Source organism: Mycobacterium sp. WUMAC-067 (assembly GCF_020217485.1).
Taxonomy (GTDB): domain Bacteria; phylum Actinomycetota; class Actinomycetes; order Mycobacteriales; family Mycobacteriaceae; genus Mycobacterium.
Genome location: NZ_JAEKMI010000069.1, coordinates 1 through 17,220, shown reverse-complemented (window position 1 = coordinate 17,220; position 17,220 = coordinate 1). Strand labels below are relative to the sequence as shown.

Annotated in this window: 11 protein-coding genes and 5 pseudogenes; 11 read left to right on the top strand and 5 right to left on the bottom strand. The window is 59.3% G+C overall.

Annotated elements, in window-relative coordinates:
* The 9 genes and pseudogenes from JF781_RS25665 to JF781_RS25625 all read left to right on the top strand — a co-directional run.
* Nucleotides 1–428 (top strand): annotated as a pseudogene (locus tag JF781_RS25665) (hypothetical protein); the annotation flags it as partial.
* 77 nt (nt 429–505) lie between these two features.
* Complete coding sequence (locus JF781_RS25660) at nt 506–1,219, top strand: ABC transporter permease (protein WP_085981747.1); 714 nt, start codon at nt 506–508, stop codon at nt 1,217–1,219.
* A gap of 110 nt (nt 1,220–1,329) precedes the next feature.
* The gene (locus tag JF781_RS25655) at nt 1,330–2,091 is read left to right on the top strand and encodes an ABC transporter permease (RefSeq protein WP_371869965.1); all 762 of its coding nucleotides are present in this window, start codon (nt 1,330–1,332) and stop codon (nt 2,089–2,091) included.
* Between the two features lie 6 nt (nt 2,092–2,097).
* Nucleotides 2,098–3,315, top strand: a complete 1,218-nt coding sequence (locus tag JF781_RS25650) for an MCE family protein (protein ID WP_007172259.1) — start codon at nt 2,098–2,100, stop codon at nt 3,313–3,315.
* Nucleotides 3,312–4,355 carry an MCE family protein gene (locus JF781_RS25645; RefSeq protein ID WP_007172260.1) on the top strand — a complete coding sequence of 348 codons (1,044 nt, stop codon included), beginning with the start codon at nt 3,312–3,314 and terminating at the stop codon, nt 4,353–4,355. Before JF781_RS25650 ends, JF781_RS25645 begins: the two co-directional genes overlap by 4 nt.
* Nucleotides 4,352–5,917 (top strand): virulence factor Mce family protein, encoded by a 1,566-nt coding sequence (locus JF781_RS25640; protein ID WP_007172261.1) that lies wholly within the window; start codon nt 4,352–4,354, stop codon nt 5,915–5,917. Before JF781_RS25645 ends, JF781_RS25640 begins: the two co-directional genes overlap by 4 nt.
* A complete protein-coding gene (locus JF781_RS25635) occupies nt 5,914–7,428 on the top strand; it encodes a virulence factor Mce family protein (protein WP_007172262.1) in 1,515 nt (504 codons plus the stop codon). Before JF781_RS25640 ends, JF781_RS25635 begins: the two co-directional genes overlap by 4 nt.
* A 2-nt stretch (nt 7,429–7,430) precedes the next feature.
* The gene (locus tag JF781_RS25630; protein WP_033721559.1) at nt 7,431–8,558 is read left to right on the top strand and encodes a virulence factor Mce family protein; all 1,128 of its coding nucleotides are present in this window, start codon (nt 7,431–7,433) and stop codon (nt 8,556–8,558) included.
* Between the two features lie 5 nt (nt 8,559–8,563).
* On the top strand, nt 8,564–10,108 hold the full coding sequence (locus JF781_RS25625; RefSeq protein WP_007172264.1) for an MCE family protein: 1,545 nt from the start codon (nt 8,564–8,566) through the stop codon (nt 10,106–10,108).
* Here JF781_RS25625 and JF781_RS25620 read toward each other — a convergent pair.
* From JF781_RS25620 to JF781_RS28640, 4 genes and pseudogenes are all read right to left on the bottom strand, one after another.
* Nucleotides 10,108–10,257 (bottom strand): annotated as a pseudogene (locus tag JF781_RS25620) (IS3 family transposase); the annotation flags it as partial. The gene JF781_RS25625 and the pseudogene JF781_RS25620 overlap by 1 nt on opposite strands.
* Nucleotides 10,258–10,322: 65 nt before the next feature.
* Nucleotides 10,323–11,541 (bottom strand): annotated as a pseudogene (locus JF781_RS25615) (ISL3 family transposase).
* Between the two features lie 236 nt (nt 11,542–11,777).
* Complete coding sequence (locus JF781_RS25610; RefSeq protein WP_007172267.1) at nt 11,778–12,701, bottom strand: hypothetical protein; 924 nt, start codon at nt 12,699–12,701, stop codon at nt 11,778–11,780.
* 113 nt (nt 12,702–12,814) lie between these two features.
* Nucleotides 12,815–13,029: pseudogene (locus tag JF781_RS28640) on the bottom strand (short-chain dehydrogenase); the annotation flags it as partial.
* An 877-nt stretch (nt 13,030–13,906) separates the two neighbouring features.
* Here JF781_RS28640 and JF781_RS25605 point away from each other — a divergent pair.
* Nucleotides 13,907–14,110, top strand: a pseudogene (locus JF781_RS25605) (IS3 family transposase); the annotation flags it as partial.
* Nucleotides 14,111–14,456: 346 nt separating this feature from the next.
* The gene (locus JF781_RS25600; protein ID WP_033721575.1) at nt 14,457–15,473 is read left to right on the top strand and encodes a diiron oxygenase; all 1,017 of its coding nucleotides are present in this window, start codon (nt 14,457–14,459) and stop codon (nt 15,471–15,473) included.
* 212 nt (nt 15,474–15,685) lie between these two features.
* Here the strand turns inward: JF781_RS25600 and JF781_RS25595 are convergent, their stop codons facing one another.
* Complete coding sequence (locus tag JF781_RS25595; RefSeq protein ID WP_007172270.1) at nt 15,686–16,549, bottom strand: SDR family oxidoreductase; 864 nt, start codon at nt 16,547–16,549, stop codon at nt 15,686–15,688.
* Nucleotides 16,550–17,220: the final 671 nt, after the last annotated feature.

The following is a 17,220-nucleotide window of genomic DNA, read 5'->3' as shown; positions in this document are numbered from 1 at the left end:
TGGGTTCGCGACCTATGGATGACCCGGTGATCACGGCCAGAGTCATTCTCGTCGAAGACGTCCGGGATCAGACCTTTTCCAGCGTTGGGAGCTGGCGGCGTGTTTTCGCAGATGCCATTTCAATTCGGCAAAAGGCCGTGCTGAGAGGCCGTTCCAATGGTTTGAGTTCATCGTCCAAGTTGCGGTTTTTGATGCAGATGTCGACCCTGCCAACCATCGCAGCTTCTTCGTCCCTGGCGGCGCTAAGCATCTTCACGCTCAACGTGTTGTTGTGCAACGTCGGCACAACGGACATCTCTGGCGCGAGCGATGGGTTGAGCGCTACCACCCAGTATGGTCTGCTGGTCACGGTTTCGGCGGTCGCGCTGTACGTTGATCGGCTGCTGCAGCGCGACGCACGTGGTGCTGTTGTCGAGGGGCATCGGTGACGGCATCCAACGGTTTGTCGGTATACCTTCGTGAACAACTGCGGAAACCGCTAGGGCAGGTGGCCAGCTTCACTCAGATGTGTGTGCTAACCGGCAAGGCGCTTGCACGTCCGTTCCAATGGCGCGAATTCATCCTACAGGGTTGGTTTCTACTCGGTGTGTCGTTCCTGCCAACCGTTATGGTCGCAATTCCGCTCACCGTGCTAATCATCTTTACGCTGAATATCTTATTGGCCGAATTTGGGGCCGCCGACGTCTCCGGCGCTGGGGCTGCGCTCGGCGCCGTCACTCAACTGGGCCCCCTTGTGACGGTGCTCGTGGTCGCTGGCGCAGGTTCTACTGCGATTTGTGCGGATTTGGGCGCTAGGACTATTCGCGAGGAGATCGATGCGATGGAGGTGTTGGGCATCGACCCGATTCATCGACTGGTAGTTCCCAGGGTGGTTGCATCGACCATTGTAGCCCTGCTGCTCAATGGCGCGGTGATCAGTATCGGGCTGGTCGGCGGGTTCTTGTTCGGTGTGTATATCCAGAATGTTTCGGCCGGCGCATACGTTTCGACCCTAACCTTGATTACTGGATTGCCCGAGGTGCTGATCTCGATTGTGAAGGCCACCTTATTCGGGCTTATTGCCGGGCTGGTGGGTTGCTACCGCGGGTTGACAGCCGGCGGGGGAGCCAAAGGGGTGGGCACAGCAGTCAACGAAACGTTGGTTCTTGCGGTGGTCGCATTATTTGCGGTCAACGTGGTGCTGACTACCATTGGTGTGCGGTTCGGAACGGGGCGTTGAGATTGGCTTCCCCGACGGTCGTGCAATCACGTTTCCCACGCGCTTGGAAGCTAGGCGCCGGATGGGTCGGCGCTCCTGGCCGTGCGCTCGACGCCTCTGGTGATGTCGCGCTGTTCGTCGGCGAAGTGCTCCGTTATCTCGGGTTTACCCTAAAGAATTACCGAAAGGAAGTCTTGCGCCTGATCGCCGAGATCGGCATGGGCACTGGCGCAATGGCCGCCGTCGGCGGCACGGTGGCGATCATCGGCTTTGTGACGCTATCGGCCGGTTCGCTGATTGCGATTCAAGGGTTCGCCTCGCTAGGCAATATCGGCGTTGAGGCGTTCACCGGTTTCTTCGCCGCGCTAGCGAATGTGCGTGTGGTGGCGCCAATCGTAACTGGCACTGCTTTAGCCGCGACCGTCGGGGCCGGTGCTACAGCGCAATTGGGCGCCATGCGGATCAGCGAGGAGATTGATGCGCTTGAGGTGATGGGAATCAAATCAGTTTCGTATTTGGTATCTACCCGAGTTATTGGCGCCTTCATCGTCACTATCCCACTATATTCGGTCGCGGTCCTCCTCTCGTTCTTTTCCGCCCAGCTGGTGACAACTTTGTTCTATGCGCAATCAATCGGAACGTATGACCATTACTTCAACACTTTCCTGAGGGTTAACGACTTCTGGTACTCTCTTGCGGAGACGGTCGCCATTTCGGCAGTCGTGATGTTGAACCACTGCTACTACGGATACAACGCCAGCGGCGGTCCGGTTGGAGTCGGCGTGGCAGTCGGGAGATCGATGCGCGCATCGCTAATCGCCATCGTAATGGTCGTGCTAATGGCTTCGTTAGCGATTTACGGCGTCAACCCCAACTTCAATCTCACGGTGTAAATTATTATGGCAACCACAAGCAAGCGGCTACGGCGACTTATTTCGGTCCGAAAGTTAGCGGGGCTGGCTTTGTGGCTCATCACCGCGGTCGTGCTGATCGTCGTCTGGGTCCAGTTCCGGGGTGGCTTCACACCCAAGATAACCTTAACAGCATTGGCTAGCCGGTCGGGTTTGGTCTTGGATCGGGGGGCGAAAGTCACTTACAACGGGGTGGAGATCGGCCGGGTGGGCAGCATCAGCGAGGTGGAGCGTGACGGAAAGCCGGCGGCCAAGCTGCTGCTGGAAATTGCGCCAAAATACGCCGGGCTGATCGCGCTAAACGTAAATGCCGAAATTACAGCCACCACGGTGTTTGGCAACAAGTACGTGTCGTTGAGTTCGCCCAAACAACCTGTGGCCCGGAAGGTTACACCGGCTGACATAATTGTGGTGAGGTCGGAAACAACGGAGTTTAACACGTTGTTCGAGACGGTCATGCAGATTTCAGAGAAGGTGGATCCGGTCAAGGTGAACTTAACGCTTTCGGCGGTGGCTGCAGCGTTAAATGGGCAAGGCGATAAATTCGGGGCTTCGATCATCAATGGAAACACCATACTCGATGACATCAACCCGCAGATGCCTCAAATCCGCCATGATATTCAACGGTTGGCGGATTTAGCCGATATCTACGGGGATGCCTCGCCGGATCTTTGGAGCGCCCTCGATAACGCAGTCACCACGGCGCGTACCTTCAACCAGCAAAAGAAGGATCTGGACGCCGCACTCTTGGCCGCGGTGGGGGTTGGAAACACCGGTGCCGACATCATTGACCAGAGCAGATCGGACCTGCAGCATGCGGTCAGCGACCTGGTGCCGGTGACTCAACTGCTTGACACCTACAGTCCGGAGCTTTACTGCCTTTTTCACCATGGCGCTAATGTGCTACCGAAAGTGACGGATGGGGAGAGCGGCAACGGTTACTCGGTAAGGTTAACAGGCACGATCTTGGGAGGAACAAATGCGTACGTCTATCCTGACAACTTGCCGCGAGTGAATGCTCACGGCGGACCGGGCGGGAAACCGGGATGCTGGAAGACCATTACCCGCGATCTGTGGCCTGCTCCGTACTTGGTAACGGATAGCGGTTCCAGCATCGCGCCATACACCCACTTTGGAATCCCGCAACCGCAGGCCAATGAATACGTGTGGGGCCGCCAGTGGGGGGAGAACACGATCAACCCATGAAAAAAATCACCGCTACGGCAGTGAAGTTTAGTACTGCCGTATTAACTTTAATTGCCGTGACGGTCATCATTGTCGTGGTGTTCGCCCAGTTGCGCTTTAACAAGACCTCCAGCTACACGGCCGAATTCAGTACTGCGAGCGGCTTGCGCGCCGGCCAGTTTGTCCGTGCCTCCGGGGTGGAGATCGGCAAAGTAAGCAGCGTACGGATCACGGAGGGCGGTCATCGGGTGCGTGTGGACTTCGAAGTAGACCGTTCGGTGCCGCTTTATCAGTCGACGACCGCGTCCATTCGCTATGCCGACCTACTTGGGCAGCGCTACGTAGAACTTAAGCGCGGCGACGGTGAAGGGATGGATCGGGTGTTGCCGCCGGGTGGGTTTATCCCGCTGTCACGTACGGAGCCAGCCCTGGATTTAGATGCACTGATCGGTGGTTTCAAGCCGGTGTTTCGCGCGCTCGATCCCGACAAAGTCAATACGATTGCGACCGCGATCGTCACTGTGTTTCAGGGCCAAGGTGGCACGATCAACGATATCTTGGACCAGACGGCGCAACTAACCGCGCAGATCGCTGGACGTGACCAGGCAATCGGTGAAGTCATCTCAAACCTTAACGTCGTGCTAGAGACCACGGTCAAGCATCGCAAGGAATTCGACCAAACGATCGACAACGTCGATAAGTTGATCACCGGGTTGAGCAATCAAGCCGATCCGCTCGCGGCCAATGTCGCGCACATCGGTAATGTGGCCGGCACGCTGGCGGATCTGTTGTCAGACAATCGGCCACTGCTGCAGAAGGCCGTTGGCTATGTGCAGAATACCCTCCAACCGCTAATTGACCGGCTCGACTACGTCGACGGGGTGTTACGGGACGCCCCACAATCTGCGAAGCGTGTCGCGGGTATCGGGGGGCTTTATGGCGACTTCTTCAATTTCTACGCGTGCGACGTCACGCTGAAGGTTGATGGCCTGCAGCCTGGCGGGCCCGTCCGTACCGTGAAGCTTTGGAGTCAGCCGACGGGGAGGTGCACTCCGAAGTGAGAACCCTTCAAGCAATCAATCCGTATCGGATGGGGGCGATGGGAATCATCGTTGCAGCGGTGGTGACCGGAGTAGGGCAAAGCTTCACCAGCATTCCGATGTTGTTTGCCCAGGCAACCTATTACGGAGAGTTCAAAGACACAGGCGGGCTGAACAAGGGCGATAAAGTTCGCATCGCTGGGGTAAATGTCGGCGAAGTGCAGGGATTTACGATCAATGGCAACCATGTAGTCATGAAGTTTTCCATCGGCTCCAATACAATCGGATCTAAAAGCCGTCTTGCGATCCGTACCGATACCATCCTGGGGAAGAAAGTGCTCGAGATCGATCCCCAAGGCTCCCGCGTGCTCCAACCAAATGCGACACTCCCGCTTGGGCAAACCACCAGCCCGTACCAGATCTACGACGCGTTCTTCGACGTCACGAAGGCGGCTACCGGCTGGGACATCAATACAGTCAAACGCTCCCTGAATGTGCTGTCGCAGACAGTTGAGCAGACTTACCCGCATCTGAGTGCAGCACTGGATGGTGTGGCCAAGTTCTCTGACACGCTAGGGAAACGCGACGAGCAAATCCAACGGCTGCTTGCTGACGCTAGGAAGGTGGCAAGCATACTCGGTGATCGCAGCAAGCAAATCGATCGGATTTTGGTTAACACGCAGATCGTTCTGGCGGCGTTCAACGAGCGCAAGAGTGCCATCGACGGCTTGCTGGGCAATATCGCCGCCGTTTCCGCCCAGTTGAAGGGTTTGATCGATGACAACCCGAATCTGCATAACGTTGTCGAGCAATTGAGGACGATTAGCGATCTGCTACTCAAACACAAAAAAGATCTCGTCGAGTGGGCGCCTAACGTAAGCTATTATGCGTCGGCTTTGGCGGAGTCGGTAGCGTCGGGTCCCTACTTTAAGGTGGCTCTGCTGAATCTTGCACCTTTTTGGATGACTCAGCCTTGGGTCGACGCGGCGTTCAAGAAACGTGGGATCGACCCTGAACAATTCTGGCGCAGCGCTGGTTTGCCCGCCTACCAGTTCCCCGATCCTAACGGCACCCGGTTTCCCAATGGCGCGCCACCGCCAGCTCCGCCGGTAAGGGAGGGCACCCCGGACCATCCAGGACCGGCGGTTCCGCCAGGCGCGTCGTGCGCTTACACCCCCGCAGAGGACGGTTTGCCGCGGCCATGGAACCCGCTTCCCTGCATGGGTTTGGGCGCCGGCCCTTTCGGTGGCCCGTCGACGATCGCGCCGTTTGACGTCCAAACGTCACCTCCCGACCCTAATGGGCTGCCACCAACACCCGGTATCCCGATTGCCGGACGACCTGACGAGCCCCCGCCGAATGTGCCAGGCACTCCGGTGCGGCTTCCCGTAAAAGCTCCACCAGGCGCGCGTACCGAGAACCTGGCGCCGGCCGGCCCGACATCACCGCCGTCGACCTTCGCGCCAGGACTCCCCCCGGGACCACCATTCCCGCCGGGCCCGGGCCCGCAGCTGCCGGGCCCATTCATCACCCCGGGCGGAACAGGAGGCAGCGGCGCTGCGACGGGAGGCAGCCAGAATTGAGTACTGTTTTCGATATACGCAAAATTCAACTCCCGAAGTTTTCGCGAACTGCAATCATCGTTGGGTCCTTGGTGATACTGCTGGCGTCTATTACGACGCTGGCTGCTCGGGATTTCTACGAAAAAATGACCAATAACACGGTGGTTGCGTATTTCCCGGAGGCAAACGCGCTTTATGTCGGGGACAAGGTCCAGATAATGGGTGTGCGAGTGGGCGCGATCGACAAGGTCGAGCCGTCGGGTGACAAGATGAAGGTGACTTTCCACTACGAGAAAAAATACAAAGTGCCCGCTGACGCCTCTGCGGTGATCCTCAATCCCGCGCTGGTCGCCTCGCGCGTCATTCAGCTGGAACCGCCCTATGAAGGCGGCCCATCGCTAGGAAATCATGCGGTGATCCCCATCGAACGAACACAGGTGCCGGTGGAATGGGATCAGTTGCGCAATGGTATCACGGACATTATCTCGAAGCTGGGACCTACGCCCGAGCAGCCCAAGGGGCCTTTCGGCGAAGTCATCGAATCTTTCGCGGACGGCTTGGCCGGCAAAGGCAAAGAGATCAACAGTACTTTGACCGGGCTTTCGCAAGCGTTGACCGCGCTAAATGACGGGCGTGCCGATTTCTTTGCCGTGCTGCGCAGCATGGCCTTATTCGTCAACGCGCTATATAAAGATGATCGGAATTTCGTCGCTTTGAATAAGGACCTCGCCGTATTTACCAGTTCACTTACCAGCTCAGATCCCGGGCTTGCGAAGGCACTGCAACAGGTAGACGATATGCTTCCCGCATTGCGAAAGCTTCTAGCGGACAATCGTGATGGGCTAACCCACGACATCAACACCCTCGCCGATGTGACCACCGCGCTGGTTCAACCCGAGCCGCTGAATGCGCTTGAAACGGCGCTGCATGTCTTCCCCCATTTTGCCGCCAACGCCCTCGCAATCTATGAGCCGGCGCACGGCGCGCTGACAGGTGCAATAGCCCTGCCAAACTTTGCCAACCCATTGCAGTTCATCTGCAGCGCGATGCAGGCCGGCAGCCGTATGGGATACCAAGAGTCTGCCGAACTGTGCGCACAATACTTGACGCCGGTTTTGGATGCGATCAAGTTCAATGGACCCCCGGCTGGCATCAACCTGTACCAAACTCCTGCTGTACTGCCCAAACATATCGCATATTCCGAGCCTCGGTTACAGCCTCCGCCGGGGTTCAAGGACACCACGGTCCCCGGGATTTGGGCGCCGGACTCGCCGTTGTCACATGGTAACCACGAGCCCGGCTGGGTCGTAGCGCCCGGTGAGCAAGGCCTCACAGTGGGACCGGCTACCGAAAGCTTGCTGACACCGGACTCGCTCGCTGAGCTGATGGGAGGCCCGGACACGACACCGCCGCCATCAAGGTTTCAGACGCCGCCGGGGCCGCCCAACGCCTATTCCAATATGGGTCCACCGCCGCCGGGCCCGCCACCCGCCGCTGACGCAGCATCAGTCGCGACAGGATCCGGCCAGTGAGCATGCGGGCGGGAATGTCACGGTTCGTGGCGCTATTTGCGGCCGCTACAGTACTTACCTCGTGTGCTAGCTGGCGAGGTATCGCTAATGTGCCACTGCCTGGTGGCCCGGGAAGCGAATCCGGCTCTTATACGATTTATGTGCAGATGCCGGAAACGCTGGCTTTGAATGCCAATAGTCGGGTACGCGTCGCCGACGTTTTTGTCGGCAGGGTACGCGCAATCGGCCTGAAAAACTGGATCGCGACGTTGACCTTGGATCTAGAAAAGGGCGTCAAGCTACCGAAGAACGCCACCGCGAAGATCGGGCAGACCAGCCTGCTCGGCTCACAGCATGTGGAGCTGGCGTCGCCAGCCAACCCATCACCGCAACTATTGAAGAACGGCGACATCATCCCGCTGCAGAATGCGTCCGCCTATCCCACCACCGAGCGGGTCCTGGCCAGTTTTGCCGCGGTGCTGCGCGGTGGCGGCATCCCTAACGTCGAAGTGATCGCAAGTGAAGTCCGTAACATGCTGACTGGGCGGGCCGATCAGATACATGATTTCCTCAAGAAGCTCGACACCTTCACCGCCCGACTAAACGAGCAACGTGATGACATCACTCGCGCTATCGACTCCACAGACCGGCTGTTGACTTATGTAGCCAAGCAATCAGACACCCTGGACCACGTTCTCACCGAGTTTCCCCCATTGGCAAAGCATTTCGCTGAACAACGACAGCCGTTCCTCGATGCGACCAATGCGTTGGGCCGGTTTAGCGACGTCCTCAATCAGACCTTGACGGCGGCGCGTCCCGACTTGGATAAAGACGTGCGCCAACTGCAGCGTCCCCTGAAACAACTCAGCCGGGCTTCGATGGATCTGGTCGAGACGCTAAAGATTGCCTTGACCCTCCCGTTCAGCGCCGACGCCATCCCGAAGGTGGTACACGGCGACTCAATGAATGTTTCGATAACCTTGGACCTCACCTTGAGTGCAATCGATAATGCGCTCCTCACCGGAACCGGGTTCTCCGGCGCACTGCGAGCGCTTGAGCAATCGTGGGGCCGCGATCCGAACACCATGCTTCCCGATGTCAGGTTCGCACCCAACCCCGCCGACGAACCCCCCGAGCGTGACGAGGAGTAGGCAGCATGTTGACTCGACGCCTTCGCCTTCAGCTAACCGTGTTCACTATCGTCACGATGCTCGCCATGAGCGTTCTTGGGTGGCATTATCTGAGGTTGCCGAGCGTCGTTGGGATGGGCCAGTACAGTTTGGAGGTGGATTTACCCACGTCGGGAGGGCTTTATCCCACTGCAAACGTCACCTACCGCGGAATCACCGTGGGAAAGGTAACTCGGGTAGAGCCGACCGAACAAGGAGTTCGGGCCACATTGCGTATCAGCGACCAGTACAAAATCCCAATTGACTCCTCGGCGAACGTGCATTCGGTGTCGGCGGTCGGCGAACAATACATAGACCTAGTATCCGCGCAGAATCCGGCCAAGTATTTCTCGCCCGGCCAGACCATCACTAACAGCACGGTGCCTAAACGAATTGGCCCGACCCTGGATACCGTTAACCATACATTGGACGTCCTGCCCAAAGACAAGATCGCCGGACTACTCGATGAGACAGCTCAAGCGGTCGGCGGCCTGGGCCCAGCCCTGCAGCGGCTAGTCGACTCGACCCAATCGATCGTTGGGGATTTCAAAACAAACCTTAGCGACGTCAACGATATCGTCCAAAACGCAGCACCGATCATCGACAGCCAGGCCAACTCGCGTGATCCCATCGAGCGGTGGGCGCACAACTTAAATACTCTCGACGCGCAGGCCGCGGAAAAGGACAAACAGCTCAAGAGCATCCTGGGCCAGGTTGCGCCGACCGCCGATCAGATTAAAGCCGTGCTCGGCGACGTTCGCGAAACTTTGCCGCAGACCCTAGCAAATGTTGCGATTGTGGCCGATCTGCTCAAGCGGTACAACAAGAATGTAGAGCAATTGCTGGTCATACTTCCGCAAATTCCCGCATTCGGTGAGACAGTGACCGCTGCTTACCCACATACGTTTTCTCTTTCGTTCCAAACGCCAATAAATATGACCCCTGCTTGCCTGACGGGGTTCTTGCCGGCATCGCAATGGCGATCCTTTGTGGACGAGACTCCCGGGCTTTTGACCACGCGATACTGCAAGATTCCGATGGAGGCACAAAACGCGGTCCGCGGCGCGCGTAATTATCCCTGTGTCGATGTTCCCGGCAAGCGCGCGGCCACGCCGCGCGAATGCCGCAGCAAAGAGCCGTATGTCCCGCTGGGGACCAATCCTTGGTACGGGGATCCGAACCAGATTCTAAGCTGCCCCGCACCTGCGGCGCGCTGTGATCAGCCGGTGAAACCCGGCTTGGTCATACCGGCTCCGTCGGTCGATACCGGCATCAATCCGCTTCCTTCCGACCGGGTGACGGGGACGCCTCCTCCACGAAGCGATCCACTGCAACGGCCAGGTTCTGGGAGCGTCCAGTGCAACGGTCAGCAGCCGAACCCGTGCATTTACATTCCTAGCGGTGCTGCAGCTATCTATAGTCCGCAAAGCGGCGAGTTCCTAGGGCCCGATGGCGTCAAATACACCATCGAAGATTCGGCCAAAATAGGAGACGACGGTTGGAAGGAGATGTTAGGACCTCAACCTCGGTGAAGCGGCCGCCCATCGGTGGTGACATCGAACTGGAAGTCGACCGCCCACACCCGGTTGGCCGCATCGGCGACCGTGGTCGGCGCGGTGGAACTGCCGCGGCGGTTGCGTCGTCACCGCTGCGGTACGCGCAGTCCTTCTTCACGCCAAAGCGGCTCTTCGTAATTCAGAGTGCGTTGACGAGTGAGTGCAGGGCTCCGCTGTGCAGCAGTGAGCGTCATCGGTAGTGGGTTAGGTTTCTGAATCCCAGCGCGTTGCGGCGCAGTGCTTCCAGTCGGCCGTTGATCGCTTCGGTGGGGCCGTTGAGGCGTGGTGGTCGAAGAAGGCCAGGATGTCGTTGCGGCGGCGCCATAGAGTGCGGCCGAGTTGGGCCAGTTCCTCGAGCTCGTCGGGGACGCCATGGCGCAGGGTGTTGATGATCGTGGTCATCATGGTTTTGCCGCGGCGGCGGTCGGGGTGGGCGTAGGCGGCGATCAGGCGTTGGTAGAAGCTCCAGCACAGTTGGACCGCGAGGTGGGCCTCATCGGTGAAAACGGCTTCCAGTCGGGCTTTTTGGTGCGCATTGAGCAGCGGATAGCGGGTGCGCAACGTGCCCCGCACAAGGTAAGCGGGTCACCCGTGCGGCCGCGGTGCCCGCATGTCTGTTGTTGGATGCGCTGGCGGCACAGGTCGAGCTTGGCGCCGGCCAGCGCGACGACATGGAAGGGGTCCATGACCGCGGTGGCCTCAGGCAGCTGATCTGTCGCCGCGGTCTTGTAGCCGCCGAACCCGTCCATCGCCACGACCTGCACCTGTTCGCGAAACGCTTAGCTCTGCTCAGACAGCCAGCTGCTCAAGGCGGCTGCCGAACGTCCGGGGACCAGGTCGAGCAGCCGCGCACGGCCGGTGCCATCGAGCACGGGAGTCAGGTCGATGATGACGGTGACGTAGCCCTCTGAGTCGGGTCGACGCACATGTGACCAGCGATGCTCATCAACCCCGATGACCCGCACGCCGTCGAGTCGGCCGGTGTCGTTGGCCACGATCAGCTGGGTGGCGTCCATGGCGATGGTGTTGACAGTGTCCCAGGACAGGCCGAGCTCGCGGGCGACCGCGGCGACGGTGGCGTGGTCGATCATCAGCCGGTGACAGATGTAGCGGGCGCATCTGCGGGTGGTCGACCATCCTGGCCGCGCTAGCGCAGAGGTGTTGTGGGCGAACACTTCCCGCTCACAGGCGGTGTCGACACAGCGGTAGCGCGGCACCCGCAGGCGAAGTGGATGCCCGACCACCGGCACATCAGTCACGTTGCGGATCACAGTGTCACGGTTGACGTCTCGACGGCAGCCCGGACAATGCCGCTGGCCATCATCGAGCAAGTTGCAAAACACCACCGTGGCCTCGCCGTCGACAGCAGCATCGGTGATCGTCACCCCAAGTTCGACCGTGCGCACGATCGTGTCGGCAACAACAGCAGCAGAACAAGACGTAGGCTCGGACACAGGACTCCCCAGAAGGCAGACGACAAAGGTGTAGGAACCTGCATCCTCTGCCCGCCGCCCGTATTAGCTCACCGACACGACCCAATCAACAAGTCGCCGCAGCGTTTACCTGCACTCCATTTCCGGAAGAGCCGGCAAACGGTTCGCTGACCCCCAGCCGGCACCGACGATCAGAACGGTCGATTGATCGGTCACTTGGAAACCGGTTCGTATGTCATGTCCCCAGCCCAGGAGGGCAGTTTGCCGAACACCTGGACGGGGAAATGGTCGACAAGGGTACCTAGCCCCTGGGAAAAGAAATGGAAAGGTTGAGCGCGGTTGATAGTCGCAGACATGTGCGTCCGAAGGATGTGATAAGCGGGAATTCGGCGGGTGAACTCGCTTCGATCGCCGATATTCGAGTAGCGTGTGACCGCGTTGTATAGCTTCTCCTCCGAGAGGCCCCACGCAGTGAGGTTAGCCATCATCCTGGTGAGCAGCGGTATATACATTAGGGAGCCGAGGAGAATTCTCGGATCAATAATGGACCCCACCGTCTCGATCACGTGCACCCGCACCGGGCTGGCGCCGAGGTCATTGAGAACTTGGAAACCCACTGCAAGATGGCGAGATTCGTCACTATTGACCTTACTGAAGACCTCGCCGCACAACGGGTCTGCCACCTCGTCTAGAAGGAACTTCAGCAACGCGCCGTCGAGGGCGCATTCCAACGCCGGGATCGCAGAGCTCATCACCGTCAACGGGAGCGCATCGCTATAGTGGTCGATCCACTCGATCCCCAGCCGAATATTCTTATTCGGCACAGGTGTCTCTCCTGGCTCGAGCATTCCCCAGCGATGCATGAGGGCAAGTTCGGCATTAGCGTGCCGCTGCTCCTCGGCGTGGAAGTAGTGGTAGATCTCTCTTAACGCCTCGAACGGCGCCTTAGGCGCCATCGCCTCGAAAGCACGCGCTCCGACATGCTCGATCCACACCACATCTGACATGAATTGTTTGAGGTGGGGCCGTTGCTCGTCGGTAATCAACTCCGCGCCTGGGGCTTCCCAATCGATGTCGGCAAGCGCCCACTGTCGGTCTTTAATCGTTTGCAGCATATCGCTGTATTCGAACGCCATTTCCCTACTCCGATCTGGTTCTTCAAATCGCCCGGTGGCTATTTACCGCGCGACCCACTCGATGACACCAAGCCCACCGGTATAGCTCCTGGGCGCCATTCTCTCGGCCTGCCATCACAGGTAATGTCCGAACCTTGACCACCAGCTTGGACGACAAGTCCAACGGTCTCCTTAGCCCGTCCCGGATCGATATCGGCGCAGACACCCGCGCACCCCGACGAGCAAGCTCAACGCCAAAGCCGCGGCCAATGCCGCTGCCAGCTCTCGTGACTACAGCGACAGCACCATGAGTGAGCACATCTGAGCCGCCGAATGGCACCAGCCTCATCGGCGACCGCACGCGCGGGAGCCAGCAGGATCCGCAACCACAAACTGGTGGCACTGGCCCTAAGTGTGGGCGCATGACACCAGTTTTGTGCCGCTCCGGGCGCCTTGTCAAGACGCCGCCTGGACTCAGCAAATGCGTGGGTAGACCCGCTCGTCGCGTCAGCTAAGAATGCGCGCGTGCGGCGCACCTGATCAGCCAAGGATAACGCGCTGGATAGGCCCAGCTGGTGGTACTGAAGGTGAGTCAACGCAAGGTGGTGCTGAGGCGATCGTAACCGCTACGTGGGGACGGACAGGGCCGGCAATGGCCGGAATCTCGACCAGTTGTGCGCCATCACCGGCTGGCGTCGCAATCACGTGCGTAACGCACTCAAGGACACGCTGCGCCCGAAGGTCGTCACGAAAAGACGGCCGCAGCCGCCAAAGAATGGGCCGAAGTCCTTGCGGTGCTGACCTTTGCTGGGAATTGTAGGGCATGCTGGCGGCAGACGACTGCCGCCTTATGCTGGGCGGGTTAGACGGGTATGGGGGGCTGGGGCCTCCGCTCACATGTGAACGTGGGTTGCCGTCAGAAAGTTGGTCCTGGTCGGTAGAGCCACAGTTGTGGGAGGCCCAAGTGGTAGTTCAGCGGACGAGCCATTCTGACCTGGCGCTCGCCCTCAGGAGATGAAAATTATGCAGTGGTCGCCTGTCGACGCCGTCTAACAACTGTGGTCCTACGAGGCCGTGCATCGAGCCGGGCGTCGGATGCCGCTGTTGGGCCCTTCACTGTTGCCGCTAGTTGAGCACGAGGATCAGAATCGTTGTCCCCATGCGTTATCCGCGGGCGGCCGCACCTTGAGATGAACAGGTGTGAGTGTGCAGTGAGGAGATGATGGCGCGCGGATTCCCCGTTTCGCCGCGGCCCGCTGAACACCCTGTCCGACGTCGAACACGTCACCGCCGACTATGTCGCCTGGTACAACCAGCAGCGGCTCATGCACCGCCTCGGACGAGTCCCACGCGCCGAAGCCGAAGCCCAGTACTATTCCCAACACGTGACCGACCAACCGGCCGGCTCACAGAACCCCGAGGGTGCATAGGATGGTTCACTTCGGCCGCACTGCTTGAACACAGCGGCTGGAGCGTGCCTCGAGGACGCGACGAGCGGGATAGTGTACAAATTACTGATCGCTGATGCCCCCAACCTCGGCTCCGGCGACATCGGTGCCCGCGCCCCTGCCAAGCGAGCTAGGAGCGGGCGATATCGTAATGAAAATGACTTTCAATAGGCTCGTGGTGGCGTGGCTGCGCGACGGCCCGAACCTGTTGCGGCGGGTACAAGCCCTTAAATGGACAGGCTTTTGAAAAGTTGGCGATACCAGCGGTACCGTATCAGTAGCTTTTCTGATGTGAACTTTCGGTAGGAGGCTGGCGATGGCCCAGAAGATCGCTCGGACGAGGTTGGTGCGGCGTTGGCGCCGCAACATGGACGTGCTGGACGACGCCGAGTATGCCGACGTGCTGCGCGTCCTGTCTGAGGGCTCAGTGCGACGCAATTTCAACCCATACATCGACATCGACTGGACCGCACCTGAGTACGCGGTAGTCGACAACGACCCCCGCTGGAAGTTGCCGGCGACTGACCCGCTGGGCCGGCACCCGTGGTATCAGGCGCAGTCGGAGGAACGCCAAATCAGGATCGGCATGTGGCGTCAGGCCAATGTGGCCAAGGTGGGGCTGCACTTCGAGTCGGTCCTCATCCGCGGCCTGATGGGGTACGCGTTCTGGGTGCCGAACGGGTCCCCGGAGTACCGGTACTGCCTGCACGAGGCGGTCGAAGAGTGCAACCACACCATGATGTTTCAGGAGATGGTGAACCACATCGGCGCCGACGTGCCTGGGATGCGGCGGCAGCTGAAGTGGCTTTCGCCGCTGATCCCGCTGGTCGCTAGCCCTCTGCCGATCCCGTTCTGGTTCGGCATCCTCGCCGGTGAGGAACCCATCGACCACACTCAGAAGAACGTGTTACGTGAGGGCAAGGAACTGCACCCGATCATGGAGCGGGTGATGTCCATCCACGTGGCCGAAGAGGCTCGGCACATCTCGTTTGCTCACGAGTATCTGCGTAAGCGTGTGCCGCACTTACCGCGGCGTAAGCGGTTTTGGCTGTCGTTATACGTGCCGGTGATTATGCGGGTGGCATGCTCGGCGATCGTGGTCCCGCCGAAGGCCTTCTGGCAGGAATTCGACATCCCGCGCGAGGTCCGCAAGCAGGTGTTCTTCGGGTCCCTGGAGTCGCGCAAGGCGCTGCGTGACATGTTCGGTGACGTGCGGATGCTGTGCTACGACACCGGGCTGATGAACCCGATCGCGCGAATGGTGTGGCGGATCTGCAAGATCAACGGCAAGCCGTCGCGTTATCGCTGCGAGCCGCAGCGCCAGCACCTGGTCGCGGTCGCCTAGCGTTGTGAGTCACTAATTTGGAGCAGTAGTTAGCTGATGCTGCCAGGATTTGGTCGGCGGTTCTGATCCAGACGTAGGGTCGAGGATTGTCGTTCCAGATGAATCGTCCTGCAAATCCCGGAGGCTCCTGACCTTGGTAACGAGGATGCAGGTATGCCAACGTTGTGGCTCCACCAGCAAATCATTTCGCCAGTCGTCAGGGTTGGCTCTTACTACCTGGGCAGGCCGAGGCGTTCGGCGAGTCGACGCCCCGCACCGTAGCGCCCGGTGCGATAGAACGACGCCATGATGTCCTCGTAGCGAGGGCCGAGGATTCGGGGAATGGCATCGAAAACTCTTGCGTCAGGACCGATCAGCACCCGCGGCTTATTCTTCTTGACCCCACGCAGTATCGCCCTCGAGGCTGATTCGGGGCTGGTGAACGCGATCCTATGGAAAAGGCGGCTAAGCGTTTCGGGGTCCGAGCCGTCGGGCAGCCCTCGGGCGTGACCGGCGATGTTGGTCTTCACCCCGCCCGGGTGAACGCAGGTCACACCTACCGGATGCCTGGCGGCCCGGAGTTCTTGGCGTAGGGCCTCGGTGAAGCCGCGGACGGCGAATTTGGCGGCATTGTAGGCGCTTTGTGACGGAATCCCGACGAACCCGAAAACCGATGACACATTGACGATGTGGCCATCGCCGGACGCGATCAGGTGCGGCATGAATGCCTTGGTGCCATGGGCCACCCCCCAAAAGTTGATGCCCATCAGCCACTCGAAGTCGTCCCAATCCATGTCGGCCACGTCGGCCGAGAGTGCCACACCCGCGTTGTTGAAAACAAGGTTCACTCTGCCGAATTCACTGACGACATTCTTTGCGTGTTCGTAAACTGCCGGCCGTTGGGCTACATCGAGCTCGAACGGCACCGCCTTAGCTCCGACCTTCTCGCATCGACCAGCGGTATCGGCCAGCGCGCTCGTATCGATGTCCGACAGCGCCAGCTGCGCCCCCTGTTCAGCCAAGCTCAACGCCAGGTTACGGCCGATACCTGAGCCAGCGCCGGTGATTACTGCCACTTTATTGGTGAAGTCCTTCATAAACTGATCGCCTCCGAATGTATTTGGACTGGCCGACGGCCGGTTCCGCAGATCGTTGACACCGCCCCCATCCTCTTCTGTAACAACCAGAGTCCACTGCACTACACGGCATGGCGCTGGGTGCCAATCCCGTCCGGGATGTTCACCGTCGCCACAGGCGCCCGTAGAGCAGCTAGAACCGCTAGGTATCCCGGAACATGAAACGCGAGCCTCCCTGTTACGCGCCGTACGAGTGGTTGCTGAGAGCCTCGATGCCGGTATCCAGCTTGAACGCTCCCTGCTTCCGAGTAAGCAATTTTCCGAACAAACAGTATACGTAACGACTAGTACTATGTACTGCGGTTTGGGCCGATTGTCAAAACAGTTTAAAGGCAGGAGTCGTGGAGGTGACAGCGTACGCGGCGGTGTGATGCGGCTCTCAAACGCAGCGCTTCTACACGTCATTGCGGAGTCTTGCGCGCCCTGTCGATCCGCAGTAACGTCTCACTAAACACCTAGTACTGTCGGTATCGGAAACCGGGTGTTCGAGGAAGGGGTATCTTGTTATGACGAGCGACCACATAGTGCAAGAGGCAGCGACCACTGCAAATGCGGTGAGTGAGGGGTCTCGGTATCCGACGACCCGGCGGATACGTTTCCCGTTTGCCCAGGGCAGCAAGTATTTCGTTAAC

Coding starts and splice junctions, on each gene's coding strand:
- JF781_RS25610 (WP_007172267.1), bottom strand. CDS start 12,701: ATGGCGTTCGAATACAGCGATATGCTGCAAACGATTAAAGACCGACAG.
- JF781_RS25660 (WP_085981747.1), top strand. CDS start 506: ATGTGTGTGCTAACCGGCAAGGCGCTTGCACGTCCGTTCCAATGGCGC.
- JF781_RS25595 (WP_007172270.1), bottom strand. CDS start 16,549: ATGAAGGACTTCACCAATAAAGTGGCAGTAATCACCGGCGCTGGCTCA.
- JF781_RS25650 (WP_007172259.1), top strand. CDS start 2,098: ATGGCAACCACAAGCAAGCGGCTACGGCGACTTATTTCGGTCCGAAAG.
- JF781_RS25645 (WP_007172260.1), top strand. CDS start 3,312: ATGAAAAAAATCACCGCTACGGCAGTGAAGTTTAGTACTGCCGTATTA.
- JF781_RS25630 (WP_033721559.1), top strand. CDS start 7,431: ATGCGGGCGGGAATGTCACGGTTCGTGGCGCTATTTGCGGCCGCTACA.
- JF781_RS25625 (WP_007172264.1), top strand. CDS start 8,564: ATGTTGACTCGACGCCTTCGCCTTCAGCTAACCGTGTTCACTATCGTC.